Here is a 23,339-nt window from a genome sequence, read left to right as displayed (position 1 = left end):
CTGCCCTCTGTGGCCGATGCAAAAAAATTCGGTGAGCGTGTTAATTCAATTCAGTTTTTTCTGTCTGAGGACGGTCTTGACTGGCATGAATGCCAGGCACTTTTTGCGGACGATACCGTCAAGATTATGTATGACCAGAACGGCGTGATTGTCTCCGTAGTCGATAAGCCCGTACCGTCGCGCGGTAACACCCTTGCGGTATCGATGTTTAACCCTGCCAACAGGAGCGTTGCCGAAATTTCGGTGGCTGATTATCCAGAAAATTTCACCCTTGATGGTTCATGGATTTTTGACGGAGCCACCATTACGCAATCGGCTGAGATTATTCAGGCAAGAATGCTGGAGGCGAACACCGCGGCGTATAAATCCAGGCTGCGCGATGCCGTGGCGGAGTTTCAGTCTTTGCAACTCGTGATTGACACCGGCAAAGCCAGTAAAGACGATAAAGAAGCCTGTGCAGCAATCCGTGATGACATCATACAGCTCCGTAAAGTCGATCTGACATCCAGTGATACGTCATGGATGGAGGTGCCGACATGTGGCGCCGCGAAACACTGACCATTCCGCCAGATCTACCCGCTGTTAATTGCGTGATGCTGGCCGTGTCGCCTTGGACGTATGGCGCCGCACAAGTACAAGAGTCTGGTAACTACCTGAGCCCTGAGAACGCCCTTAACTGGCTGGCCGGTCAAATGGACAAATATCCTGGCCCGTCACAGGTTTTTTCGATACTTGTCACGGCCAGTGATATCGAACAATTTAGCGCATCACTTAAGGCGCTGGCGGGTGTTTTGCCGCTACCAGACGTTAACAAAACTATTCGCCGGTCGGATAGCGCGCAAACACTGGCATTATCACGCATGCAGATCCCCGGTGCTGCAATGAACCTGCCGCCGGTAGCGGTGCTTTCATCGGCAACGACGCGCACGTCCACTGCCGCTCAGCGCGTGATCAGTGCCGGAGAATCCGCCGCCGGTGATACGTCACTTGATGATATCGACGCGCAGCTGGCAGAGTTTGCCGCGTTGTCGGAAAGTGCAAAAAATCAGGCCAGTGCCGCTCTCGATGATCTGGCAAGCCAGAGCGCCGTCGCGTGGATTTACGACGAAACCGGCGACCCGGCAACCATCGCCGGGAACATGAGTAAGCAACCGCCCGATCCCGCCGCCGTGTTGACGTTTGGCCTGGTGTTTATGGGCGATCTGGAGCACCTTCTCAGGATGATAAAGCGATGATTATTATGCTGGCACTGGATGGGGAAGCCATCAACCTGAGCGGGATCAAGGTGTCCCCGAGCATGGAAATCAAAACTGCTGACAAATCGGGGCAGGCATCCAGTACCACGCAGTCGGAAGAGGGGACGAAAGCCAAAAAGTTGCAGGTCACAGGCTTAATCCGCTTTCGTGACAAGAAAGACCTTTCCCGGCTTTTTGCGCTCGCTGAGGCAAAAGGGAGTAACGGTGCGGCAAAACGTTACCGCATTGCCAGCCCTGTCGCGCAGGCCATCAACATGCGTGAAGGGGTTTTCACTGACAGCATTACCGCCGCAGAACAAGACCAGCAGCTCGCCTGGGCGGTTTCGTTCACGCTGACCGAGCAAGTGAGCACCGCAGAAAAAGCGCAGGGACGCGCGCCAGCCGGGAAGCCACCCACCACAACCAATACACAAACACCAGACGGTACCAAACCGAAAGAAGACGAGACACAAGAGCTCACCAGTTTTGAAAAAATCCTCAAAGGAATTGACGACAAACTGGGTGCGGCGGGCATCAGTGGTAGCGAGGAGCCTAAGCCATGAAGCCTCTGTTAACCGTGACCGTGGGTGCTGAGGTGGTGCAAACCGGTGGCTATGAGTTAGTCCTGGATTTGTGCGCCACGGGCCGTGGATTCATTACCGCAAAAGCCAGCGCCACCCGGCAAGGTGCCATTGTTCGCATTGATGTTGGCTACAATGACGCGCTATGGCGCTGGTTTACCGGTTTTGTGGTGAGCGACCAGCCTGCGGCTAACGGATTCCGTCGGATGATGATCAGGGAAATGTCCGGTGTCTTTGAGTCACGCTGGCCGATGTCGATGCAGCACCCCACATTGCGGCAGGTTGCGGAAAAACTTGCGGCCAACAGTGGTTTAACTATCGTCATTCCCGACAACGCACCTTATACAGATAAACCTGTCCCGCACCTCGCTCACAGTGGTACCGGCTGGCAACTTCTCGGCTCGCTGGGCTCGCTGTTCTCCATCCCGGATTATATCTGGCAGCAATTACCCGACGGTTCTGTCTGGCTGGGGAGCTGGGATGCCTCCCGCTTTGCGGGGCTTCCCGTTGACCTCCCGACAGAACACGCCAGCTCAATCGGTGGCGGCAACTCCATGACCGTGCCGCTCGTGCCTACGGTGCGGCCCGGTGTGGTGATGAATGGTCATCGCCTGACCCGTGTTGCTGTCAAAGACGGCGACATGACGGTCACATGGGAGCCAGGCGGACGGACGCCAAAGTCACCGCTACAGCGGCAAATCGAACAGCTCAATCCGGAAATCGCCGCCGGTCTGCACCTGCCCAGGCTCGCCCGCGTGGAAAACTACACCGAGGCAACGGCACTGGGGGATATTGCCGATCCCTTCCGGCCAAAGTATGCGGTTGACGTTCAGCTTACCGACAGCCCCGGCACGCCTGCTTACTGCGCCGTGCCATTGCCGGTGGGTATGGGCGGGGACGAATCCGGTTTTATGCAGTATCCGCCACCGGGCTCGCTGGTTGAGATAGCGTTCCAGGACGGCAGGCAGGATCGCCCGTTCATCCGCCAGGTGTTGCCCACTCACAACAGCCTGCCCGCCATTAAACCCGGCGAGCAGCTACAGCAGCAACGTGCGGAGGTATTCCAGCGCGTGGGGCAGGATGGCAGCTGGCAGCGGGAAACTGATCAGGCGATCGCTGAGGTATCCGCGACCCGACACGTACAAGCGGACATGGAAACCCGCGATCTCGTTGACAGACAAATCACGGTACGTGCTGACGATTCTAAGACAGTGCTCGGTACCACAAAGACAACTGCGGGGGCAGTGCAGCACATCTCCCAGGGTGACTACACCATTGGCACGGGTAAGCAGCTCAACATATCGGCAAAGACAGTAGTCGAGAAGATTACCGCAGACAAGACGGTCGAGGTCGGTGCCGGGCTGACAGAACGGATTGCAGGCATCCGCAAAAGCATTTGTGCAGAACTCGACTTACAGGCGCCCAAACTTAAAATTGGGAATGGTGAGCTGAACATTCTCACCCTGTTACTTGAAACGCTCGATGTCATGAACGCATTAACGCAGGCCACTGCCACGCATACACACCCCGACACCGGCGCGCCATCCGACCCTGGCGCGTTCACCTCACTGGGTGAGCAGACCCAGGCGCTCAAAGACAAATACGACGACCTCATCGGCTGACAATCCAAACGTCACCCATCAAACAGCAGGCACAATACAGCCTGCTGCTAGTCTTTTCGTTTAACCTCACAGGCGCGCCATAGCGCCAGCAAGACACGCCGCCACCGCCACGCACTCAGCAAAACCCACTCGCCTCACCACGACCCGCACAGGCTGCACACGCCCCACGGTACGGAATACCCACGCCACGGAAACGGCGCTACACCGCACCCGCCTGCCCGGTTCGCGTATAAAAAGTTTTTCAGTAAAAAGATCCCGCAAAGGATCACGCCAGCCCGCGCCGCCACTGGGCCATAGGGAGACAGGCACCCACTGAAAAGAATGAAATGAATTTCAGTGAATTACAGTAAGCGGGGCGACGCGGTGATTCCGCTGTTTTGCTAACCAATTGATTGACAAAAGGATCGTTTGCTTTCCGTGGAATTTTTTGAGTTGCAGGGCGAAATTGCATGTCAGCCTCAAAAATGAGAAAACCCACGGCGGGCGCGGGTTTGCGGGGTGTTGTGTGGTCCGGATGGAACTGCAATGTGTTGCGAAAATTTATGATGCGGTACCCGATAAGGTTTATTTTTTTATCCATCACAACGGGTCAAAAAATCTACATCATCCGGAGGTGATATTTAATTTAAGACAAAATAAAACCATGCTCTTTATATGTCTTTTGTAGGATCAGTCGATATGGTTTTTTCTTTTTCGTTTAATTAACTATCAGGCGCCCCAGATGACCCCGAATGAATTACAGCAAGCCCATGAACTGATTGAGTCTGAAATCAATATCCGGGATGACGAAGCCCTCTCACAACATATCCAGCTGGTTACGGACCTGGATCAGCAAGAAGAGTCCGATGTTCAGATACTGGTCGCGAAGGCCTTGCTCAAGCTTGCCAGATGGTTCGATGGCAAAGGTGAGCCTGAGCAGGAAATAGCTCAGTATCTGGCACTGATAGCGCGCTTTGAGCACTCGCCGGATGATGTTATGCAGGGTTTTGTTGCCCAGGCCATGTTCCGTCTGGCTATTGCATATTCTGAGCGGGGACGAGGAAAGGAAGAGTATGCTCAATATCAAACATTGATTGAACGTTTTGAGAAGTCACCAGATCCTGATGCACAGGCAATGGTCACTAAAGCCCTGTGCAATATGGTCGGAAGTGGTTACGGCCAACAAAAATTGAACGAGCTTCGGGATTTTATTGGGCGTTTCGAACACTCAACAGATAAAGCGGAGCAGACGCTGGTTGCACACGCCATGTTTACCATGGCTTTTTGCAGCTACATACAGGGTCAGGAAGAGCAGGAAATGGCTTATTACCAGTCTTTGCTCAAATACCACCTGGATTCGGCGGATGTTACCCTTCAGCGGCTGGTTGCAAAGACCCTATTCAATTCAGCCGTGAGGATTGAATTTCAACAATTCCCCGATAAAAAAATGGCTCAGTACCAGGTTGTTGTCAAGCGCTTTCAGGATTCATCAGACCCAATCATTCAGGGTTGTGTGACCTCTGCCCTGCTTGGTTTAGCTTTTTGGTACCGTTTTCAGAAGTTGCATGAGTCAGCAATAGCTCAGTACCAGACATTGATTCAATGTTTCAGTGGTTCAGCAGATGCGGACGTCCAGAATGATGTAGCGCAAGCTATGTACCAGCGGGCACTCGCCTATGGCTCTCTGGGGCTTACTGAGCAGGAAACAGAACAACTGCGTACACTGATCGCGCATTTTCAGGATTCAGCGGTCAGAGGCGTTCAGGTGTATGTTGCACAGGCCATGCTCCACCTGACAGGCATCTATGACGCTCAGGGGTTACCTGAGCAGAAAATAGAACAACTCCGTACATTGATTGAACGTTTTCAGGATTCAGCGAACGAAGATATTCAGATTATAGTTACAAAGGCCATGTACAACCTGGCATGTACCTATGATGCCCAGGAGCTGCCAGAGCAGGAAATAGAACAACTGCGCTCACTGATAGTTCGTTTTCAGGATTCAGAGAGTGAAGACATTCAGATTAGAGTTGCAAAGGCCATGTACAACCTGGCATGTACCTATGATGCCCAGGAGCTGCCAGAGCAGGAAATAGAACAACTGCGCTCGCTGATAGTTCGTTTTCAGGATTCAGAGAGCGAAGACATTCAGATTAGAGTTGCAAAGGCCATGTACAGTCTGGCATGCACCTATGACGCTCAGGGGTTAACGGAGCAGGAAACAGAACAACTGCGCTCGCTGATAGTTCGTTTTCAGGATTCAGAGAGCGAAGACATTCAGATTAGAGTTGCAAAGGCCATGTACAGTCTGGCATGCACCTATGACGCTCAGGGGTTAACGGAGCAGGAAACAGAACAACTGTGCTCGCTGATAGTTCGTTTTCAGGATTCAGAGAGCGGAGACATTCAGATTAGAGTTGCAAAGGCCATGTACAGCCTGGCATGCAACTATGACGCTCAGGAGTTACCGGAGCAGAAAACGGAACAACTGCGCACCCTGATTGAGCGCTTCCAGGATTCAGAGTTCGAAGGTGTTCAGGTTCAGGTTGTAGCTGCTATGTACAACCTAGCATGCACCTATGACGCTCAGGGATTAACGGAGCAGGAAACAGAACAACTGCGCTCGCTGATAGTTCGTTTTCAGGATTCAGAGTTTGAAGGTGTTCAGGTTCGGGTTGCAAAGGCCATGTACAGTCTGGCATGCACCTATGACGCTCGGGGGCAAACTGAACTGGAGATGGTGCAATATCGCAGTTTGATCGCACGTTTCCAGGACCTACAGGTTGATGAAATTCAGGAGTATGTCGATCATGCCAAATCGAAGGTCTCAGTACCGGCAAAATCATGGCTAAAAAAACTCTTTAGGTGGTAAGTCTCTAATACCTGCATTGTGTGCGGAGAACAGCCCGATACCTGCCGGATCGTTCAACCGATCATTTTGCTTAACCGATCGGTGTTAGCCCATGTGGCGGGTTAATTGTGTATGTAACCATAGCGTTAGTAGTGGTAATTGCAGACATTGCGGATTAAAGTAGTTTGCTTTTTCGGCAAGATTTTATAAAAGGGAGTGAAGGAAGTATGGGGAACACCATGTTTTGTAGTGGTTGTGGCAAGGAATTGCATGAGTCAGCAAAAGCTTGCCCCAATTGTGGGGCGCAGCAAGCCTCCCAGGGAAGTCGGAGCCGCATTAGTGCCGCATTATTTGCATTTTTCTTAGGGGCTTTTGGTGCCCATAAATTCTACTTAGGCAAGGTAGGTATGGGGATTTTGTACCTTATTTTTTGCTGGACACTAATTCCATCATTAGTTGCGTTTATCGAATTCATTATGCTTCTTTGTATGTCGGATGATGATTTCAACAGAAAATTTAACTAACGTAGTCGCCCCGAGATATTCGGGGTTTTTTATTGAAGCGCAGTCAAAATGTAGACGAAGATTAGAATAAGTCGTTTTATTCCATTTAGTTATTTTCTGGATTTCCTCTACATCGCCGTCTTCCTCGCCTTAACAGTCGGTTTTTTTGCCTGAAGGTTCGGATGAATCTGCCATTGCATTGCCAGCATGATGGAATTAGGCGGCTTACTTACCCCGACTTAGTCCGCCCCCACAATGTTGGTACCGCAAGATATTTCCCCCGAAGCCACTATGGAGAGGATCGGCTACAACTAACCCTTTAAATGGTGGCGATGAAATCAAGCCATAGGCTCAAATACGCAGCATTACGCAACTGGTAAAGCCTTATAATTCATAACGTTATGATTTATAAGACTCATTGGTAGTTTTTAAAATCCCTCGGCGTTCGCGCTGTGCGGGTTCAAGTCCCGCCCCGGGCACCATGGGAATAAAAGCTATAAAATCAATGATAAAGCAGTGTCGTGGAAACCACCTTCGGGTGGTTTTTTACTGTCTAAAATCGACTTTTCATAATATCACTTCATAATATTCTATTGTCCTCTCACCACCGGAACGATCGCAATTTTTTGTCATAGCGAGCTGTCTGCTCCACATTTTTATGACCAGAGATTGCCTGTTTCTCGTAAAGATTCTCTTTCAGATCCGAAATATCTTCTTTCGCTTTCCGCCACCGGCTATTAAATCCATCCCTGGTGTATTTATTGCCCGCAGGCTGGTGGATTAGAGGCGGCTCATTCCTGAATTAAGCGGTAGCTCTTTTGCCATGCTGATTGCAGACGTTACCCGCCGTACATCCGTAACGGTGAGTTGCTCCAGGTAAAGCGCATTGGCATTGCACGGCCAAACGGAAAAAAATTGATTATGGCAGAAGCTGACTGCGAGCCATGCCTTTTCGGCTGGCAGGCACTTGACGCTAAAGTCCGTTCGTTGTGATTTGTGAAGGTGAGATCGATTACATGGCTTATACCCAGCTCGGCATAAATTCGCTGTCAGTGCCGTTCGGAGGTGGGAAGCCTTTTTATAATTTGCTGGTGAAGGAGTGCTACCTTGCGGAAGGGCAGGCCGAAAAAGCCTTTGAGGCAATAATTAAAAATTGAGAGATGTGCACAATATTTTGCATTTTCACCTTAAAAAAGTTGATTTTATCCGAAGTTGTCGTGTAGTGCGTGGGAAGTTGTTAATACCGCCATGCACACATGAAACCTCGCTTCGGCGCTGAGAGATCCCCACAAAACTCAACGCTAATACACCAGCACCATACTTCGGTAGGCTCTGGCGAGGTGGTTAAGGACGGAGCCCAGTACCGTTCTTGTTAAAATTAGCGGAGAATGTCGCAAGATGTTCTCCGCTAATGTCAGAAATGAAAGTACCCTTTTTGATTTGATACTTTTGGCCTGATACCTCAGATGTAATCCTTTGTTTTCAGCATGATAGCCAATTAACCACAGCGCAACTGTCGCCAGTGTGGCAAGCAGACTCAGCACCTGTATCTGCCCTTCAGTACCGCTGTGACTGGCCCGAAGACCAAAACCAAACCTCTCACTTTTCTCATCGCGGAAATTCTGTTCAATCTGCATTCTCCGGCTGTACAGCTTCATGACTTTTGCAGGACTAAATTCATCTGTGCTACTAAAAATCAGCCAGGGCTCTTTTGCTGCTGACCGTCCGTCACGCTCCTGTGAATAGCGGGAGATACGGCAACGGCCCCGCTTGTTTTTTCGCTCTTTAGCCTCTTTTTTATGAAGATAAAAGTGACCGTCACACTGAGCGTATTGAGCGCGTGCCTGCGTACCCGGCCCCAGATATTCAGGTTTACTCTTTGCCGTAAGAGACTGTCTTCTCAACCATTGCTCACCTTTTTCATTTAGTCTGAACTGGATATTTCCTCGGACCCGCCCCATAAAATCCCAGCTCAGGCTTCTGATGTGCCGAAACCAGGCAGTCTGAAAGCCGGCATCGGTGACGATAATCACTTTTTTATCGGGTGAAATGGCCTGACGGAGCGCGTTGAGAAACGCCTTTTGTACCTGTGCATTTTGTTGTTTTGCAGAAGGGATGACCTGACTGAGGAGAGGAATGGCACGCTCGTCACAAATCAGACTGGCCCTCAGAACATGATATTCCTGCGACGGATAGCCACTCCAGTCAACGGCAATCACACACCATGACAATCGCTGAGTCAGAAGAAAAATAATATTCTTGAATATCAGTGGGATGTCATTGTGCAGTGCGGTATTGCCGAGTAACCGGTCAACGCGTTTGGTTTTGTGTTTAACCTGCGCGTGGCCAGGGAGATGGCGTCCGATGCTGGTCAGTGTGAGAGAAGCGCCACGGACTAAGGCAACGGTGGCATCAAGAAGGGCATTTTGGCGGTACTGATGAAACGGGGCTAAAGCGTCACGAAAAAATTTCTGGCATACTTGTCGGGCAGGCATAGAGTTGGTCTCGCTGGATCGGTCGCACAATTAGGAGATCATAAATCTCTATGCCTGTCTTTTTTACCCACCCATTACTGGGGATTCCTCAGCGCTCAGACGGGTTTTTTATAATCTGCGGGACACCCCATTCTTTAAAACCCCATCTGTTTACGTAGCACTAATAGCTTAATTCCCACATCTGTAATCCCAACTCCGGATTTGAAATATATCCCACACAGACATTAAGAATATTCAGACATGAATCGCATCAACACATCAACCAGTGAGGGCTAATCACGCCATTAGATAAATTAATCGATAGAACCGATCGATAATGACCATTCGATCTGTGTTGCCTATTAGAGCTAAGTATAAAGTGCTACTAGGGTTTGTCTGCGCGCATGGAAGTAAAAATGGCGGACCTCGAAAGGGGAGGATGTGACCTTTGGATTAAAACTAATGACATTTGAAGAGCTTAAAGGATTTATGGAGTTGCATGGCTTGGGTCGTTACGAAGTTCATTTCCTGGATGGTAAATCCCTCATTCCAATTAAAATTAGGGAAGGGCAGGGCAGCGTGTCGCGAATTTTCCAACAATGATTGAATTGTTGATAGCTGCGGGCTGCACGGTGACGAAGAATTGACATATAATCATCAAGTCAGCCTGAACACCTGATGGCCAGAACAGCTATCCTGCGGCACCTATAATGCTGACTCATGGCACGCTGGCCATTACCGCACAACGGCAGCCGCCAGCCAGTTGCGTTCCCATCACGACAATATTCATCTCCAATGCCATTCCTGCAACGTCCACAAATCCGGAAACATCGAGCTTTATCGCATTAACCTCGTCAAAAAAATTGGCGAGACTCGCGTATTAAGCCTGAAAAATAACAACGACACCCATCGTTATTCCCGCGAAGAGCTATCAACCATCCGCGCCACGGCCCGTGCTGAACTGCGCGCACTGAAGCAGCTGGTGGACGCATGACAATTACATACGGATCCGTTTGCAGTGGTATTGAGGCCGCGAGCATAGCCTGGGATTCTCTGAGCTGGCAGCCAGCATGGTTTTCAGAAATAGGACCATTTCCGTGCGCTGTTTTAGAACAGCACTGGCCATGGGTGCCAAACATTGGCGACATGACCAAAATCGCCGCTGGTATTCGCCGCGGCATTATTCCCCCAGATATTTTAGTGGGCGGCACACCATGTCAGGCATTCAGCGTGGCTGGTTTGCGTGCAGGCCTGTCTGATGCTCGTGGGCAATTAACTCTCTCTTATGTGGAATTGGCAAATGCAATCGACGACGAACGAAAACAACGCGGAGAAAAGCCAGCAATTTTTGACTGGGAAAACGTTCCAGGAGTGCTCAGCACCAAAGATAATGCCTTTGGATGCTTCCCTGCCGGATTGGCTGGTGAATATGAGCCTTTCGAACCAGGTGAGCGACCTGCAACAGGTAAAAGAAGTAAATTCTGGAACTGGTGCGAAAAGACCCGCAAGCACTTTCCAAAGTGATCAAAGTCGGGTTGTGTTATTGGACGACGGCGCAGAGTGGCCCAACGCCGCCGCCGTGTGTTCGTTATCGCAAGTGCTCGAGACGACTTTGACCCCGCAGAAATACTTTTTGAGTGCGACAGCATGCGCCGGGATACTCCGCCGCGCTGAGGTGAGGGGGCGAACGTTGCCGCACTTACTGCAAACGGCATTGGAACGTGTGGCGCAGACGATAACCAAGCACAAGCCGGCCATCTGATAGCTGGTGCTTATCGTATGGCGGCATTTGGCGAATATGCCGATGATGAAACCGCTTCTACCTGTAAGGCTCGTGATTATAAAGATGCCACTGATTTAGCGGTCACCCTGGCATTTCCTGAGCGCATGAGCGGTACGCAGGCCGCATCCACTGAAAATTTAGCTCCCGCTTTAATATTGCGCAATCCGACAGCGATCGCCTTTAGCAGTAAAGATTACGGCGGCGATGTTACAGAAAATCTCTCACCAACATTACGTGCCGATAATTCAAATAACAGCAATCCTAACGGCGGGCAACCTCCAGCCATTGCCATTGCTGGGAATATCATTGGGAGAGCGCCAGAAAATGGCGGTAACCAGACGGGATTTTCTATCGAGGTTGGCTACACACTGACAAAAGCCGGTCGCCATGCTGTGGCCACCTCAACCGAACCTTACACAATGGCTATTCGTGGGCGCGCTGATGGTTCAACAGTCGAAGTGCGCAGCGATGGCACAGCTAGCCCCAAATGGCGGCCGCGCTGGAATTGGTGTGGGTGCCATAGGTTGGGGCATGCAGGTTCGTCACCTCACCCCAGTAGAATGCGAACGCCTGCAAGGCTTTCCAGATAATCACACTCTCATTCCGTGGCGTAACAAAGAGGATTTCGATTGTCCTGATGGTCCACGTTATCGAGCCATTGGAAACAGCATGGCAGTACCTGTCATGCGCTGGAGGTGAACGCATCGCGAGGGCAATTTCATGACACACCCAATCATCATCTTTGAGCTGAGGCGCAGATGGTCATACCTGCGAATGTATCAACCCGCCCGCACACTGCTGGTGGACTATCGAATAATCCAGAACCACGCCAAACGATTAAAAGCAGGAGCTGCAAAATGACACCGAAGGAACGCCGAGCACATAACGCAGCAATTGAGCGCGCAGCAGCTGCGCCACACAAACGCTGGTTAGGGCGATTTACCCCACTCACTGGCATCCAGTCGGCGTGGATACAATCCCTCCTGACGGTCTGGGGTGAATGCGTTGGAGGTAAAACCCATGCGCAATACAGGCTTGAGAACTGCAATCGTTTCGTATCAAAAGCAAAAGAAGAAGAGTGGTCTGATAGTCAGTTATCCCACATCACGGCAGCACTAAAGCAGGCTCGGCTGGAAGGATACAAGGGGCGCGAGGTTGTACGGCGCGCGCATACTGTTTTATGGGCGGTCACGCTGAGTGAGATGATTGATGAGGCCAGTCGGCGTGATGATGCAGATTTAATTGAGCAGGCTGTATTGAATGCCTTTAAGCCAGATGACCCGGTGTACTGCATAGGGCTTAACTACTACACGACGCGGAGGAAAATTTCTGATTTGGCACGGGAACTGCAACAGGTAGCGCCGTGGCTCATCACCCGAAAAGCGAGAGAGAGTGTTTTGGTGCGTTGATATATTCCAGGCGAAAGTCTTTTTTCTGGTTCGAAAAATGACCTAAATTATTTAATTGTGCTAATTAAGTGCATAGAACTTGAAAATTCGTCATAAAAATCAATAATTCACTCATGCTTAGCAAAGCTGCGCCACGATGGCAGCGACGACAAGCGAACAAACATAACGCAAGACCCGCTCATAAGGCGGGTTTTGTCGTTTTTGGAACGCACTGAAATATGATTTGTAATTTTATGAAAAGAGGTTTCAACTGAACCGATTCAGCATTAAATGTTAACAATAACGCATATAAACTATATAGGATTCGCTCTGTCGCATTGTAGGTGACATGTAGGGTGAGAAACCGTTTGATTTGAGTCCCGGATTTGCTCAGGCCTCGTCGTTGCGGGGCCTTTTTTACCGGTTTAGTTCAGCAGGCAGAATGCCTGATTGCGAAATCAGGATGACAGCGGTTCAACTCCGCTAACCGGTACCAATGCGGTCAATTGGCATTTAGGTGTACTACCTTCTTTAGCACTTGGGCGGGTTTGATTCCCGCCGACCGCACCATATGTTTTTCAGCTAGCTGGAGAGCGTATTAGTCTGAACACTGGAGGGGTTATTCGAATTGCACAATTCGTCCTTGTGGGGATTCCTATCCAGTGTTCAGTCTGATGCCGTCCCGGCATCCTAAGTTCGGACCGTTGATTATTGAGTTTCAGATTTACTCAGCCCCATGCGGGGCTTTTTTTTGGTTCATCGCGCCTTACCGGGGAACGCTGCTTTTATCTTCATAAAAAAGTAGTCGTTATCCCGGTACCCATATGCCATACGTTTTATCACTTTTATCCTGTTGTTCATTCTCTCCAGCACGCTGGTATTCAGACGATGGGTGGCACTCGCGATTATGCCGCTCACGTAACACTTCAGCTTATCCGCGAACTGCTGCAACGCCTTAATGCCACTTTCCTGTGACTGCCTGTGCCACTCATTCCAGCGACGCTGCGCAACCTCCTCATCCGGCGCATACCACAGCTCTTTCAGCGCCGTTTTCATCACGTACACCGTATTTAACGGCTGGTTCGCCGCCAGCAACTCTGCCAGTTTCACCTCATGACCGTCCGGCAAATTCTCCGCATTACGCAACAGCAACCAGAGGCTGCGTTTAATGACCTTCCGTGCTTTTTTGTCGTCACGCAGCTGATTTGCCTGGTCGACCCTCACTCTGTCGATGACTTCCCGGCCGAACTTCGCCACCACATGGAACAGGTCATAGACGACTTCCGCCTGCGGACATTGCTCTCTCACCTCCAGGTCCAGGGCTGTATTCATATCCATCGCGACAGATTCGATAGCGGCACAGCCTTCCTGCCCCAGCCAGGTGAAGAACGGGCGGACGGCTACACGACTACGGCCTTCGCCAACCCACAGCACCTGTTGCGTATCTGCATCCACCACAACCCGGGGTCTATAAAATACAGTTTACCGATGGCAGTGCTATCACCTATGACAGTCACGGTACCGTGCTGGCCATCGAGCTGTCTGGTGGTGAAATCAGTCTGACTGCCTCACCAGAAGGCTGGGTTTTTAAAGGGAAGGTTACATTTGAAGATGCTGTTTTCGCAAAACAGACTATCGATGCGGAAGGCAATAGCGGCACCAGGGCTGAGTTATCAGACAGCAAAGGAACGATGGCCAGCGTGAGGGAAATCTTCAATAATCATGATCATGATGAAACAGATTCGACAACCTTGCCGCCGAATCAGCCGATGTAATGCCCCTCCGGTGGCATATCAATAATCCTGCTAACACTTTTTGGCAAGCTTTTGAACTAATAACGTAGGTAAACTAAGTGTTATTTTTATTTGGGTGGAGATTGAATTGTGAAAAAGCTGTCATTTTTAGATGTTATGAAAAAAATGCTTAAATTAAATAATTTTATGGCATCAAATGTACATGCTTCTGGAGTTAACATAAGGGAGCAGGAGTTTATATATAAATATAACAATAATATAGATTGTGCGGAAATATCAGATGACGATAAGATTATTTTGAAATTAAATGAATTTGAAATTGATGGGGGGCTTAGGAAGGCACAAGTCGGTGAGTCAATGATATATGTTGGAAATAAAAATAATGATGGCAAGCTGGGTTATGTGGATATTGTCTACAGGTTCCCAATTGATTCAAAAAAAATAATTGCGAGAGATGCCATGTTGAAAGCTATTGTTGGTGATGATGATTTCAATTCAGATAAATTGTTATCAGTAAAAAATAATACAGTGATTGAACGTAACAGTTTTTATGAGATATCCTTGAATGGGTATGACATTGTGGTAGAACAAAGTGATGGTGTGCAAGTGATTCATGTCATAGATGGAAACGCAATATATTAATGCTTAATTTACTTTATATTTCCCGCTTTGTACGGGTTAATGAGATGGTCACCCCCACCCTGTGAGCGTTACGCTGACAGGGTGTTTTATTTTAGAGGGAACCATCATGCAAAACGTTGCACTTATTGGTATCGATCTCGGTAAACATTCTTTTCATATTCACTGCCAGGACAAACAGGGCAACCCTCTGTTACGTAAGAAATTCTCCCGCACTCAACTTATCCATTTTCTCGCAACATGCACACCTTCAACCGTGGCATTCGAATCCTGCGCGGGTGCACATTTCATGGCTCGGACCATCGGTAAGCTGGGGCATCAGGTTAAGCTGATTTCACCGCAGTTTGTTCGTCCTTTTGTTAAAAGCAATAAAAACGATTTTATTGATGCTGAAGCCATCTGCGAGGCGGCGTCACGTCCTTCCATGCGCTTCGTGACTCCCCGGACAGAAGACCAGCAGGCTATGGCTGCCCTGCACCGGGTCAGGGACTCACTAATACGGGAACGGGTCAAAACCACCAACCAGATACATGCCTTTTTACTGGAGTTCGGCGTCAGCCTGCCGCGCGGAATTACCGTGATACGACGTCTGGCTGCCGTGCTGGAAGAAAACGACTTTCCGGCATACCTGGCACGCCTGTTGAACAGGTTGCACAGCCATTATGTTTATCTCAGCGGAGAAATAGGGGAAGTCGATAAGGAGCTGAAAAACCATCTGGCAGAGGATGAAACCGCACAGCGCCTGCTGACTATCCCGGGTGTGGGGCCGGTAACGGCAAGTCTGTTAGCCACACGGCAGGGAGACGGTAAAAACTATGCCAGCAGCCGTGATTTTGCAGCATCAACCGTGCGGGTTCCCCGGCAGTACAGTACGGGTGGGAAAACGACACTGATGGGCATCAGCAAGCGGGGTGACAAGAATCTGCGACGGCTGCTGGTGCAGTGTGCCAGGGTTTTTATGCAGCGGCTGGAGCACAACCCAGGGCGTCTGGCAGAGTGGGTTAAAAGGCAGCTTGCCAGCCATCATTCAAACGTTGTGGCATGCGCGCTGGCGAACAAGCTGGCCCGGATAGTGTGGGCAGTTACGGCCCATCAGGCGGTGTTCAGTAAATAAAAGAGCCAACGAGAAACCTCGTTAGCTCAGTTAATTAACACGTTACTTTCTGGTTTTGCGACGACAGATAATTGATGACATGAACGGCATATCGGCCTGCTGATGAATCTGACATAAAAAATGGCTCCGGGAAGCCGACGGATTTTTAAGGTTCGGCAGGCGCGGAACTCATCGTGGCGCGGGCATAACTGTCCACCAGACGCCGAATAGATTTACGCAAGCTTATCATAAATCAAAATCTGTGTTGCAAAAACGGGGGTGACCATAGATTTTTATGGGTGAAAATATGAAGGGCATGAACGCACAAACCGGGTGACCGCTCAGCGGTGATGCTCATTTAAATCAATCCATCATTAATATTCTAACCACCCCGGTGGGAACACGTGTCCTGCGCCGTGATTACGGCAGTCATCTTTTTAATCTGATCGACTCCCCCCTGGATGGGATACTTGTTTCGAATATCAGAAAAGAAACCGCTATCGCCATCAATAAATGGGAACCCCGCCTGAAGATAGAGCGTGTGTATGTGCTTGAGGGGGGTAATGGATTTATCGAAGTGGGCATTGAGGGTGTGAACCTTGAAAGCAGCACATTTTTCCGCTGCGGTCGTGTGAGGTTAGGATGACAACAAATACCACCGATATATCACAGCTTCCTTTGCCTGATGCTGTTGAAAACATTGACCCGGAAGTGATTATTGTCGAGTGGACCCAGTCACTCATTAGCAAAGACCCGAATTATACCGGTCTGGTTGAATCTGATCCGGCATACATCTAGGGGGAAGGCGTTGCTTTACGTGAAAGTCATCTCAGGGGGCGGGTCAACGAGGCGGTGGGGCAACATTTCTTGCTACTGCGAAAGGTCATGAGCTTGACGTAAAAGCTGCCGATTACGGCGTTATTCGTCAACTTATTGACCCGGGCGATCCTGATGCGATACCACCACGCGACCCTGTTTATGAAAGCGATGATGAATTCCGTGAGCGCGTATGGCTATCGATGCAGGCGCTGAGTGTCGCGGGGCCATATGGCGCATATCTTTATTTCGCGTTATCAGCCTCACCCGATGTGCTCGATGCAAAACCGTATGGGCCGGAACACTACAATTTACTGGGTGAAGTGCATGTTTATGTTTTGTCGAGAACGGGTGAGGGTACCGCCGACCAGGCGCTTCTTGATACGGTTCTGCGGGCCCTTAATGATGAAGATGTCCGACCGCTAGCGACAGAACCACCCATCCCCCATCACAAAAGCCAAGCAAGCAGCAGCGATCACCTGTGGTATCTTTTATGGCAAAGGTCCGGATGTCAGTTGAAGGAATCGGAAGTTTTTCACTAGGGCGAGGGAAGTAAATTCTCACGCCGATATGATCATATTGTCCACATCAGAAGAACCAATCATCCGCACTTTCCCATGCGTCTTGCAGTGTTTTTTCAACGAATTTCTTCGCATCGTCTTTATCGGTAGCCCGAATTATAGAAAGGCCATCATTACTAGCGGGTTTAACAATAACGTCAACATCTTCATATTGTTTACTGATACGGCGAATCATTTCCTCCCGTAGGGCCTCCATAGATCCTTTCGGCATTGCTTTTACTTTTTCAATACTGATTTCAACACACATAGTATCAAGGGTGGTGAGCAAAAAAAGTGGTTATCAAAACTTAAAATGATTGGCTAAAAACCAGATACTTAGAGATAGTGTCAAAATACTTGATTTGACTTGGTAAAAGATGAATAAGTTTGTATATCAATAAGATATTTTATTGCTCTATATCTACTGTTGCGTCATATGGAATGGTTTGAAGCAACAGACCTGAACGTTAAAGGTATGAAGGGGCGATTAACGCTAAAACCGTCACTTACGATTTCGAACGCCTGATGAATGGTGCTAACTCGCTGAAATGTTGAGAGTTTGGCGATGCGAAGAACAAGCATATTTTATTCGGTAGTTTGTTAAATCTATGAACAGGAGCTTAACGCTCCCGTTGATTTTTGTTAGCTTGCCAGTAGTTATCAAAATTTTATCAAAATAAGTTATCAAAAAACCCTTCCAAAAAATTCCTAACTGTTTTTTTCATGCTCAATTTGCGCACTTTGTTCTCTTGGCCCGTCCATATACAGGCAGTCTGTTCAGTACCAGAGGCGGACATTGTTTACCCACGAAGCCATGGGGTTATCGTAAGCCCTGTGAGCAGCCCTTCAGGGCTGAGAAGGCGAGTGACTTTCTGCCCCCACGGCTCTAGACGGTTAGCCACCAACAGGCGATAACCCTTCTCGCTCAAGATACGGGTAGCAGAGTTGAGATCCTGTACCTCATATTCAATCCATCCCTGTGGTATCGGATGTTCAGTTGGCCACATTCCATCACCAAAACATGAATTTGCAGCCTGTGAAAGTGGCCAGACGGCAAAATGCTTAACGCCTTTCAGCATGCCCTCATCCGATTGTAGGTAATCGCAGTTACCTTCCATTGGCTTAAGTGGTAGAGCGAGTGCCTGCACATAAAACTCGGAGCTAGATTCAGTATTCTGCGAGATTGGCCCAAATCCAGCGATAAACAATACTTCAATTCCCTGTAAATTCTGCAACATGCCCGCTTCCTCAATTGTCTGAAATTGAATCTATATTAAGGCTAATTCAATCACTACGTCTAATCTTGTCATCTCAGTGCGATATGAGCGGCAACCAGAACATCCGTTTCTCGCTGTGAGTTCAACTAATGGATGCAACACACTGGTTAAATCGCTCTGCGGGTGACTCAAAGTCTAGTGTTTTTCTCGGCCTCTCGTTAAGTTGCCTGGCAACACTATTTAATCTTTGCTGGCTGTGAACTGAAAGGTCTGTCCCTTTTGGAAAATACTCTCTGAGCAATCTGTTCGTATTTTCATTTGAACCACGCTGCCAGGGGGATTGAGGATCACAAAAATAGACCTGTATATCAGTGGCTACGGTAAACATGATGTGGTTGGTCATTTCAGCACCCCGGTCCCAGGTTAATGTTTTATACAGTTCTGCAGGTAAACTTTGGGCTTGTCTGATAAGTGCTGATATTACTGTGGAGGCCTTGTTATCAGTAAGTGTCGTTCCAGCACCGTCTGGCATAACCTGACATTTCTGACAACATAGTGGACACCAAATATGGTGGACGCTATCCATGAATTCATTAACTTCTGTTCGTAAGAAATACCCCAACTATCCCGTTGAGTTCAAAATCAAAATGGTCGAACTCTCATACAAACCCGGTGTATCAGTCGCACAACTCGCTCGTGAGCAGGGAATTAACGACAATCTGTTGTTCAAATGGCGGCAATACTGGCGTGAGGGAAAGCTTCGCGCGCCTCAACAATCTGATACCAACATGCCAGTGCTGATCCCCGTAACACTCAATGCTGATACTGTCCCCGTTGTTCAGCCTTCATCGGAAGCTCATGAACCTGAAACACTCAGCGTCACCTGTGAAATAACCTTCCGGCATGGGACGCTCCGGCTAAACGGAGCTATCAGCGAAAGCCTGCTGACAATGTTGATACGGGAGCTTAAACAGTGCTCCCGCTACCGTCAGGCACGAAAATCTGGCTGGTCGCCAGCATCACCGACATGAGAAACGGCTTCAACGGGCTGGCCGCAAAGGTGCAGACCGCGCTGAAAGATGATCCGATGTCGGGTCACGTTTTTATCTTCCGCGGCCGAAGTGGCCGTCAGGTGAAACTCCTCTGGTCAACTGGCGACGGGTTATGCTTACTGACGAAACGGCTGGAGCGCGGGCGCTTCTCCTGGCCATCGGCCCGCGACGGCAAAGTCTTTCTCACCCCGGCACAACTGGCGATGCTCCTTGAGGGCATCGACTGGCGGCAACCTAAAAGACTGCTGACATCCCTGACTATGCTGTAAACCTCTTTATCCTGGTCGTGGGCGAATGAGCCTGGTAAAATACCCCGGATGACCAGTCCGCTTCCCGATGACATCGATGAACTGAAACGTCTTCTTGCCGAACAGGAAGCGCTGAACCGTGCCCGGCGTAAAATCCATGATGTTCACGTTCGCACTCCCTCAGCGCTCACAGATGAAGCACTGAAACGGACCGGCGAGTTGTATGCCATCGAAGCGGATATCAGGGGAATGCCAGCAGAACAGCGGCTTGCCGAACGCCAGTTGAAAACGAAAGCGCTTCTTAAATCACTGGAAAACTGGCTGCGTGAAAAGGTGAAAACCCTGTTCCGACACTCAGAGCTGACAAAGGCGTTCACCTATGCACTGAACCAGTGGCAAGCGTTGACGTACTACGCAGACGACGGCTGGGCTGAAGCGGATAACAACATCGCGGAGAATGCTCTGCGGATGGTCAGTCTGGGTCGTAAAAACTACCTGTTCTTCGGGTCTGACCATGGTGGTGAGCGCGGAGCGTTGCCAACAAACCCGATAACAGCGCCATTGATTGTGTTATCACAGCAAACGAAAAATCCTACCTGTTCACCGTCTCACCCAATGACAGCACAGAGCATGGCCCCACTATCTATGCAAATGCTCTCGCCGGAGAATACGGTCCGATCGCTGCATTTGAACCCACACTTTAACCTTCGCAATACCTAATCAATTCAGGACTGTCCAGAACAAGTAATTTAATCGATACCAGATAGTCCGGAATTATCCGCAAAACAGTCCAAAAAACTTCGCCGCGCTACATGACATCAAGCAAGAGTGCCGTGAAGGGCTTGTCGGTAATGTCGATTGTCGACAGGATTACTGTCAAAATAAGCAGGAATGTCGTGATAAAGCCCGTGATATCAAGTACTAAAATTTAAAATTGTATTCCTTCTGGCGCGACGAGTCAGGCAACTGAAGTGTATGATTCGTGCCTGCCATACTGGTGTGCTAACTCATTTTAGGTTTACGACGTTAAGGAATTTGTCATGAAAAAATATGCATTAATGCTGCTTGCTGCTTCTACCCTGATGACCACACTACCTACGCTGGCAACTGAGCAGGCGCAAGAGCGTCAAGATGGACGTGAAGCCAAGCAAGAATGTCGCGACGGCCTTGTAGGTAATGCCGATTGCCGTCAGGAAAAGCGCGATATCAAGCATTGATAGAACGAAGGTTGGCTTTATTTCAGGCTAGTGAGTAAAAAATCCCGCCATATGAGCTAACCCCGTTCACTTAAGATGTTTTGAGTGAACGGGGTACTGGGTTTTTGAGATCCTTACGGCCCTTTCTTTGGGCCGTTTTCTTTTCTCCGGCAGGATGAACTGCTTCACCTCCTCCCGCATCTTTCTTAGTTTTGTCGGAATGGCTCCCGGCTTACCCAGTGAACACCAGATTAATTCATCTCTTATCAGCCTCATTGCCATTACGAAGCTTATGCGCAGCGGCGAGACTTTGGCTTCTTTCGCTATCTGGCTCATTTCCAGCCTTATCAGGTTATAGGCTGTCAGCAGACCCCATACTTCCTGGTAAATCCCCGTTACCTTCTGACTTCGCAGCAACGTCGCGGTATTCAGCTGGAACTGTTTCAGCTCCCCATAACCGTTTTCTATGCCCCAGCGCTCCTGATAAACATATTTCAGTGATGTCGTCGGGTATTGTTCACCGTCGGTCAGTGACGTGATAAAACCTCTGTAATTCCCGCTGTCTTCTTCACATTCAATTAATCTCACCTGCCACGTTTCCGATAGTGAACTGTCCTGCCTGCGCGCCTGTGGCGATACCTGCATTTCCACCAGATGGTCGCCTTCGCTGAACGTTTCCAGTATCCGGTATTTTGTATTGCCTTTCAGCGGCACCAGCCAGTTCCGGCGTATCGGGTGTGCGAAAAAGCGTGCCATCGACGGCAAATAAACGTAAACCACACCACAGATCATCCTTATCTTCCTGACGGCTCCAGTGTTGTGCGGTCAGATGGAATAACGCCTCAAGCGGTTTGTCGCTGAGCCGCTCACGGGCCTGAGCAATGGAGCTGGCCGCCAGGGTGTCTCCCAGAACAAGATCGAGTTTTGTCACCACATCGGTGATGGGGCGGTCGCGATAAAGGCCCATGCCAATAATTAACCAGACCACAAGCTCGGCGGGAAATTTACGCTTTCTGATACTGGCTTTGTCAGTGGACTCAAGGACGTGAGAAATCCATTCAAGAGGGATAGCGCGTTGAAAATGAGAAAGGGAGTCGGGTTCAGCCCAGGTTTGTGTGTCGTCCAGCCATGTCGAAAGCATAAAAAAGCCCCATCAGAAAGTGATGAGGCTTGTTGTGATATCCCTGCCGGATCGTTCAACCGATCATTTTGCTTAACCGATCGGTGTTAGGCGACGCACTAGGTTTGTTCATGTCAAATTTGAGCTAATAAAACGAAGGGAGTGAGCAATGAGGCCGCCAATTACTGACGAAGAAGTTTCGATGTTGAAAGCTGACTTGGATAAGTTGTCAGATCACACCCTGACAGGGAACAAAGCTTATGAAGTGCTGCGTATTTTGGAGATGCGCAGGCAGACGGCAAAGCTGGAGTTTATAAAGCAGGCGTTGCACGGGAAGCGGCAGGCGCAATAAAAAACCAGTTTATTATTGTATTGCGACCAGCACGATGATCTAAGCAGCCGAACCCGTGAAACGTATAATTCATATGCGCCATACTGATGCGCTTTATTTTGAGGGTTTACCATGAAGAAGTCTGTATTGATGCTGCTTACTGCCACTGCCCTGATAACCACAATGCCCGCACAGGCAACGATACAGTCACAACAGCGGCAAGCTGCCCGTGAAGTGCGTCAGGACACTCGCCAGGTTTCGCGTGAAATCAAACAAGATTGTCGCGAAGGCGTTTTCGGTAATGCGGATTGTCGCCAGGATCACCGTAATAACAAACAGCAAGGCCGCCAGGTAGCTCGCGATATCAAATACTGATAGGGCTAGAGGGTAGGAGTTACTCTCGTTCAGGACATTAAAAAACCGGCTCGGTGGCCGGGTGATTTCTACTTCAATGAGAAGTTGTGGCTCGCATAGCTAGGAAGAAATTCATACAGAGTTAATGTCGTTACTCCATGAATTGCGGCGGCGTCCGGGATCATAATTCTCTTTTTTGGTGCTCTGCCAGAAGGTCTCTCATGAGTTATTATCGTGAACCCATGAGTCATGGCGTGAGCTATTAAAAAGGGTCTTCCCACCATGATCGGGGAAGACCCCTATACATACAGTAATATTGTTCTGGGAATAGATCAATATACTCGTAATACTGCCATTGAAATAAAGTTAACAGTTTGAAAGATAAGGCGTGAAATTTGAGCGGTAGTTATGAAAATATACGCTATCTACATGATTTTTATATAAATAGCGCACGATTTAAAATCCCTCGGCGTTCGCGCTGTGCGGGTTCAAGTCCCGCCCCGGCACCATGGGAATAAAAGCTATAAAATCAATGATAAAGCA

At 49.2% G+C, this 23,339-nt stretch carries 24 protein-coding genes, 1 tRNA gene and 10 pseudogenes; 26 read left to right on the top strand and 9 right to left on the bottom strand.

Features of this window, described 5'->3' with window-relative positions; genetic code table 11:
* Positions 1-9: 9 nt before the first annotated feature.
* From D8682_RS05750 to D8682_RS05735, 4 genes are read left to right on the top strand one after another with little or no spacing between them, the layout of a single operon-like run.
* Positions 10-558: a tail fiber assembly protein gene (locus D8682_RS05750; RefSeq protein ID WP_162302990.1), complete on the top strand. Its 549-nt coding sequence runs from the start codon at positions 10-12 to the stop codon at positions 556-558.
* Positions 537-1,235 carry a hypothetical protein gene (locus D8682_RS05745; RefSeq protein ID WP_121813767.1) on the top strand — a complete coding sequence of 233 codons (699 nt, stop codon included), beginning with the start codon at positions 537-539 and terminating at the stop codon, positions 1,233-1,235. The genes D8682_RS05750 and D8682_RS05745 overlap by 22 nt, the downstream gene beginning before the upstream one ends.
* Positions 1,232-1,798 carry a hypothetical protein gene (locus D8682_RS05740; RefSeq protein ID WP_121813766.1) on the top strand — a complete coding sequence of 189 codons (567 nt, stop codon included), beginning with the start codon at positions 1,232-1,234 and terminating at the stop codon, positions 1,796-1,798. The genes D8682_RS05745 and D8682_RS05740 overlap by 4 nt, the downstream gene beginning before the upstream one ends.
* On the top strand, positions 1,795-3,438 hold the full coding sequence (locus D8682_RS05735; protein ID WP_121813765.1) for a hypothetical protein: 1,644 nt from the start codon (positions 1,795-1,797) through the stop codon (positions 3,436-3,438). The genes D8682_RS05740 and D8682_RS05735 overlap by 4 nt, the downstream gene beginning before the upstream one ends.
* A gap of 66 nt (positions 3,439-3,504) precedes the next feature.
* Here D8682_RS05735 and D8682_RS26690 read toward each other — a convergent pair whose 3' ends face one another.
* Positions 3,505-3,648, bottom strand: a complete 144-nt coding sequence (locus D8682_RS26690) for a hypothetical protein (RefSeq protein ID WP_162302989.1) — start codon at positions 3,646-3,648, stop codon at positions 3,505-3,507.
* Between the two features lie 511 nt (positions 3,649-4,159).
* Here D8682_RS26690 and D8682_RS05730 point away from each other — a divergent pair.
* Both D8682_RS05730 and D8682_RS05725 read left to right on the top strand, forming a co-directional pair.
* Positions 4,160-6,289 (top strand): hypothetical protein, encoded by a 2,130-nt coding sequence (locus tag D8682_RS05730; protein ID WP_121813764.1) that lies wholly within the window; start codon positions 4,160-4,162, stop codon positions 6,287-6,289.
* A 206-nt stretch (positions 6,290-6,495) separates the two neighbouring features.
* A complete protein-coding gene (locus D8682_RS05725; RefSeq protein ID WP_121813763.1) occupies positions 6,496-6,792 on the top strand; it encodes a TM2 domain-containing protein in 297 nt (98 codons plus the stop codon).
* Between the two features lie 569 nt (positions 6,793-7,361).
* On the opposite strand, the pseudogene D8682_RS27105 reads toward D8682_RS05725, so the two are convergent.
* Positions 7,362-7,617 (bottom strand): annotated as a pseudogene (locus D8682_RS27105) (integrase); the annotation flags it as partial.
* Between D8682_RS27105 and D8682_RS05715 the strand changes: the two are divergent.
* A pseudogene (locus tag D8682_RS05715) lies at positions 7,618-7,844 on the top strand (toprim domain-containing protein); the annotation flags it as partial.
* Positions 7,845-8,072: 228 nt separating this feature from the next.
* Here the strand turns inward: D8682_RS05715 and D8682_RS05710 are convergent.
* Positions 8,073-9,266 carry an IS4 family transposase gene (locus D8682_RS05710; RefSeq protein WP_121813762.1) on the bottom strand — a complete coding sequence of 398 codons (1,194 nt, stop codon included), beginning with the start codon at positions 9,264-9,266 and terminating at the stop codon, positions 8,073-8,075.
* 420 nt (positions 9,267-9,686) lie between these two features.
* On the opposite strand from D8682_RS05710, the gene D8682_RS26685 reads away from it, so the two are divergent.
* The 6 genes and pseudogenes from D8682_RS26685 to D8682_RS05680 all read left to right on the top strand — a co-directional run bounded on the left by D8682_RS26685 (position 9,687) and on the right by D8682_RS05680 (position 12,912).
* Entirely contained in the window at positions 9,687-9,848 is a 162-nt protein-coding gene (locus D8682_RS26685; protein ID WP_162302988.1) for a hypothetical protein, read from the top strand.
* Positions 9,849-9,936: 88 nt separating this feature from the next.
* Positions 9,937-10,239: pseudogene (locus D8682_RS05705) on the top strand (recombination protein NinG); the annotation flags it as partial.
* A pseudogene (locus tag D8682_RS27425) lies at positions 10,236-11,752 on the top strand (DNA cytosine methyltransferase). The pseudogenes D8682_RS05705 and D8682_RS27425, both read left to right, overlap by 4 nt.
* Entirely contained in the window at positions 11,749-11,889 is a 141-nt protein-coding gene (locus D8682_RS05690) for a YlcG family protein (protein ID WP_121813761.1), read from the top strand. The pseudogene D8682_RS27425 and the gene D8682_RS05690 overlap by 4 nt, the downstream one beginning before the upstream one ends.
* A complete protein-coding gene (locus D8682_RS05685) occupies positions 11,886-12,437 on the top strand; it encodes a hypothetical protein (RefSeq protein WP_370090817.1) in 552 nt (183 codons plus the stop codon). Before D8682_RS05690 ends, D8682_RS05685 begins: the two co-directional genes overlap by 4 nt.
* 398 nt (positions 12,438-12,835) lie before the next feature.
* A tRNA-Arg gene (locus tag D8682_RS05680) sits at positions 12,836-12,912 on the top strand.
* Positions 12,913-13,172: 260 nt separating this feature from the next.
* Here the strand turns inward: D8682_RS05680 and D8682_RS05675 are convergent.
* Positions 13,173-13,877, bottom strand: a pseudogene (locus tag D8682_RS05675) (ISL3 family transposase); the annotation flags it as partial.
* Positions 13,878-13,939: 62 nt separating this feature from the next.
* Here D8682_RS05675 and D8682_RS05670 point away from each other — a divergent pair.
* The 6 genes and pseudogenes from D8682_RS05670 to D8682_RS27420 all read left to right on the top strand — a co-directional run bounded on the left by D8682_RS05670 (position 13,940) and on the right by D8682_RS27420 (position 17,260).
* On the top strand, positions 13,940-14,191 hold the full coding sequence (locus D8682_RS05670; RefSeq protein WP_121813760.1) for a hypothetical protein: 252 nt from the start codon (positions 13,940-13,942) through the stop codon (positions 14,189-14,191).
* A 108-nt stretch (positions 14,192-14,299) separates the two neighbouring features.
* Positions 14,300-14,812 carry a hypothetical protein gene (locus D8682_RS05665; protein WP_121813759.1) on the top strand — a complete coding sequence of 171 codons (513 nt, stop codon included), beginning with the start codon at positions 14,300-14,302 and terminating at the stop codon, positions 14,810-14,812.
* Positions 14,813-14,918: 106 nt separating this feature from the next.
* Complete coding sequence (locus tag D8682_RS05660; protein ID WP_121813639.1) at positions 14,919-15,923, top strand: IS110 family transposase; 1,005 nt, start codon at positions 14,919-14,921, stop codon at positions 15,921-15,923.
* 337 nt (positions 15,924-16,260) lie between these two features.
* Positions 16,261-16,548 (top strand): annotated as a pseudogene (locus tag D8682_RS05655) (GPW/gp25 family protein); the annotation flags it as partial.
* The gene (locus D8682_RS26680; RefSeq protein WP_162302987.1) at positions 16,545-16,700 is read left to right on the top strand and encodes a hypothetical protein; all 156 of its coding nucleotides are present in this window, start codon (positions 16,545-16,547) and stop codon (positions 16,698-16,700) included. The pseudogene D8682_RS05655 and the gene D8682_RS26680, both read left to right, overlap by 4 nt.
* Positions 16,701-16,822: 122 nt before the next feature.
* Positions 16,823-17,260, top strand: a complete 438-nt coding sequence (locus D8682_RS27420) for a baseplate J/gp47 family protein (protein WP_370090858.1) — start codon at positions 16,823-16,825, stop codon at positions 17,258-17,260.
* A 46-nt stretch (positions 17,261-17,306) separates the two neighbouring features.
* Here the strand turns inward: D8682_RS27420 and D8682_RS05645 are convergent, their stop codons facing one another.
* A complete protein-coding gene (locus tag D8682_RS05645) occupies positions 17,307-17,546 on the bottom strand; it encodes a DinI-like family protein (RefSeq protein WP_121813757.1) in 240 nt (79 codons plus the stop codon).
* A gap of 153 nt (positions 17,547-17,699) precedes the next feature.
* On the opposite strand from D8682_RS05645, the pseudogene D8682_RS27100 reads away from it, so the two are divergent.
* Positions 17,700-17,833: pseudogene (locus D8682_RS27100) on the top strand (NADP-dependent isocitrate dehydrogenase); the annotation flags it as partial.
* 245 nt (positions 17,834-18,078) lie between these two features.
* On the opposite strand, the gene D8682_RS05640 reads toward D8682_RS27100, so the two are convergent.
* Both D8682_RS05640 and D8682_RS05635 read right to left on the bottom strand, forming a co-directional pair.
* The gene (locus tag D8682_RS05640) at positions 18,079-18,516 is read right to left on the bottom strand and encodes a glyoxalase (protein ID WP_121813756.1); all 438 of its coding nucleotides are present in this window, start codon (positions 18,514-18,516) and stop codon (positions 18,079-18,081) included.
* Between the two features lie 121 nt (positions 18,517-18,637).
* Positions 18,638-19,000 (bottom strand): annotated as a pseudogene (locus D8682_RS05635) (IS30 family transposase); the annotation flags it as partial.
* A gap of 79 nt (positions 19,001-19,079) precedes the next feature.
* Here D8682_RS05635 and D8682_RS05625 point away from each other — a divergent pair.
* The 4 genes and pseudogenes from D8682_RS05625 (at position 19,080) to D8682_RS26930 (ending at position 21,012) form a co-directional block, all read left to right on the top strand.
* Positions 19,080-19,526 carry a transposase gene (locus D8682_RS05625; RefSeq protein WP_121813755.1) on the top strand — a complete coding sequence of 149 codons (447 nt, stop codon included), beginning with the start codon at positions 19,080-19,082 and terminating at the stop codon, positions 19,524-19,526.
* Positions 19,523-19,816 (top strand): IS66 family insertion sequence element accessory protein TnpB, encoded by a 294-nt coding sequence (tnpB, locus tag D8682_RS05620; RefSeq protein ID WP_370090816.1) that lies wholly within the window; start codon positions 19,523-19,525, stop codon positions 19,814-19,816. The genes D8682_RS05625 and tnpB overlap by 4 nt, the downstream gene beginning before the upstream one ends.
* Before the next feature lie 117 nt (positions 19,817-19,933).
* A pseudogene (locus D8682_RS05615) lies at positions 19,934-20,332 on the top strand (transposase); the annotation flags it as partial.
* Between the two features lie 503 nt (positions 20,333-20,835).
* A complete protein-coding gene (locus D8682_RS26930; protein WP_202914374.1) occupies positions 20,836-21,012 on the top strand; it encodes a hypothetical protein in 177 nt (58 codons plus the stop codon).
* Between the two features lie 66 nt (positions 21,013-21,078).
* On the opposite strand, the pseudogene D8682_RS05610 reads toward D8682_RS26930, so the two are convergent.
* Positions 21,079-22,132: pseudogene (locus tag D8682_RS05610) on the bottom strand (transposase domain-containing protein).
* A 181-nt stretch (positions 22,133-22,313) separates the two neighbouring features.
* Here D8682_RS05610 and D8682_RS05605 point away from each other — a divergent pair.
* Entirely contained in the window at positions 22,314-22,463 is a 150-nt protein-coding gene (locus D8682_RS05605; RefSeq protein ID WP_238392822.1) for a hypothetical protein, read from the top strand.
* A gap of 111 nt (positions 22,464-22,574) precedes the next feature.
* Positions 22,575-22,817, top strand: coding sequence for a hypothetical protein (locus tag D8682_RS05600; RefSeq protein WP_121813752.1), 243 nt, complete (start codon positions 22,575-22,577; stop codon positions 22,815-22,817).
* 68 nt (positions 22,818-22,885) lie between these two features.
* Here D8682_RS05600 and D8682_RS05595 read toward each other — a convergent pair whose 3' ends face one another.
* The gene (locus D8682_RS05595) at positions 22,886-23,080 is read right to left on the bottom strand and encodes a DUF4411 family protein (RefSeq protein WP_255424165.1); all 195 of its coding nucleotides are present in this window, start codon (positions 23,078-23,080) and stop codon (positions 22,886-22,888) included.
* Between the last annotated feature and the right edge of the window lie 259 nt (positions 23,081-23,339).

It is taken from the genome of Buttiauxella sp. 3AFRM03, assembly GCF_003675305.1.
GTDB lineage: Bacteria > Pseudomonadota > Gammaproteobacteria > Enterobacterales > Enterobacteriaceae > Buttiauxella > Buttiauxella ferragutiae.
Note: the sequence above shows the minus strand (reverse complement) of the source record. Positions and strands in the feature narration are given on the sequence as shown.

What these genes read in the sequence shown, in the direction of transcription:
- D8682_RS05745 (WP_121813767.1), top strand. Translation starts at nt 537, where the DNA reads ATGTGGCGCCGCGAAACACTGACCATTCCGCCAGATCTACCCGCTGTT.
- D8682_RS05740 (WP_121813766.1), top strand. Translation starts at nt 1,232, where the DNA reads ATGATTATTATGCTGGCACTGGATGGGGAAGCCATCAACCTGAGCGGG.
- D8682_RS05735 (WP_121813765.1), top strand. Translation starts at nt 1,795, where the DNA reads ATGAAGCCTCTGTTAACCGTGACCGTGGGTGCTGAGGTGGTGCAAACC.
- D8682_RS05730 (WP_121813764.1), top strand. Translation starts at nt 4,160, where the DNA reads ATGACCCCGAATGAATTACAGCAAGCCCATGAACTGATTGAGTCTGAA.
- D8682_RS05725 (WP_121813763.1), top strand. Translation starts at nt 6,496, where the DNA reads ATGGGGAACACCATGTTTTGTAGTGGTTGTGGCAAGGAATTGCATGAG.
- D8682_RS05710 (WP_121813762.1), bottom strand. Translation starts at nt 9,266, where the DNA reads ATGCCTGCCCGACAAGTATGCCAGAAATTTTTTCGTGACGCTTTAGCC.
- D8682_RS05690 (WP_121813761.1), top strand. Translation starts at nt 11,749, where the DNA reads ATGACACACCCAATCATCATCTTTGAGCTGAGGCGCAGATGGTCATAC.
- D8682_RS05685 (WP_370090817.1), top strand. Translation starts at nt 11,886, where the DNA reads ATGACACCGAAGGAACGCCGAGCACATAACGCAGCAATTGAGCGCGCA.
- D8682_RS05660 (WP_121813639.1), top strand. Translation starts at nt 14,919, where the DNA reads ATGCAAAACGTTGCACTTATTGGTATCGATCTCGGTAAACATTCTTTT.
- D8682_RS26680 (WP_162302987.1), top strand. Translation starts at nt 16,545, where the DNA reads ATGACAACAAATACCACCGATATATCACAGCTTCCTTTGCCTGATGCT.
- D8682_RS05645 (WP_121813757.1), bottom strand. Translation starts at nt 17,546, where the DNA reads ATGTGTGTTGAAATCAGTATTGAAAAAGTAAAAGCAATGCCGAAAGGA.
- D8682_RS05640 (WP_121813756.1), bottom strand. Translation starts at nt 18,516, where the DNA reads ATGTTGCAGAATTTACAGGGAATTGAAGTATTGTTTATCGCTGGATTT.
- D8682_RS05625 (WP_121813755.1), top strand. Translation starts at nt 19,080, where the DNA reads ATGAATTCATTAACTTCTGTTCGTAAGAAATACCCCAACTATCCCGTT.
- tnpB (WP_370090816.1), top strand. Translation starts at nt 19,523, where the DNA reads ATGAGAAACGGCTTCAACGGGCTGGCCGCAAAGGTGCAGACCGCGCTG.
- D8682_RS26930 (WP_202914374.1), top strand. Translation starts at nt 20,836, where the DNA reads ATGAAAAAATATGCATTAATGCTGCTTGCTGCTTCTACCCTGATGACC.
- D8682_RS05605 (WP_238392822.1), top strand. Translation starts at nt 22,314, where the DNA reads ATGTTGAAAGCTGACTTGGATAAGTTGTCAGATCACACCCTGACAGGG.
- D8682_RS05600 (WP_121813752.1), top strand. Translation starts at nt 22,575, where the DNA reads ATGAAGAAGTCTGTATTGATGCTGCTTACTGCCACTGCCCTGATAACC.
- D8682_RS05595 (WP_255424165.1), bottom strand. Translation starts at nt 23,080, where the DNA reads ATGGTGGGAAGACCCTTTTTAATAGCTCACGCCATGACTCATGGGTTC.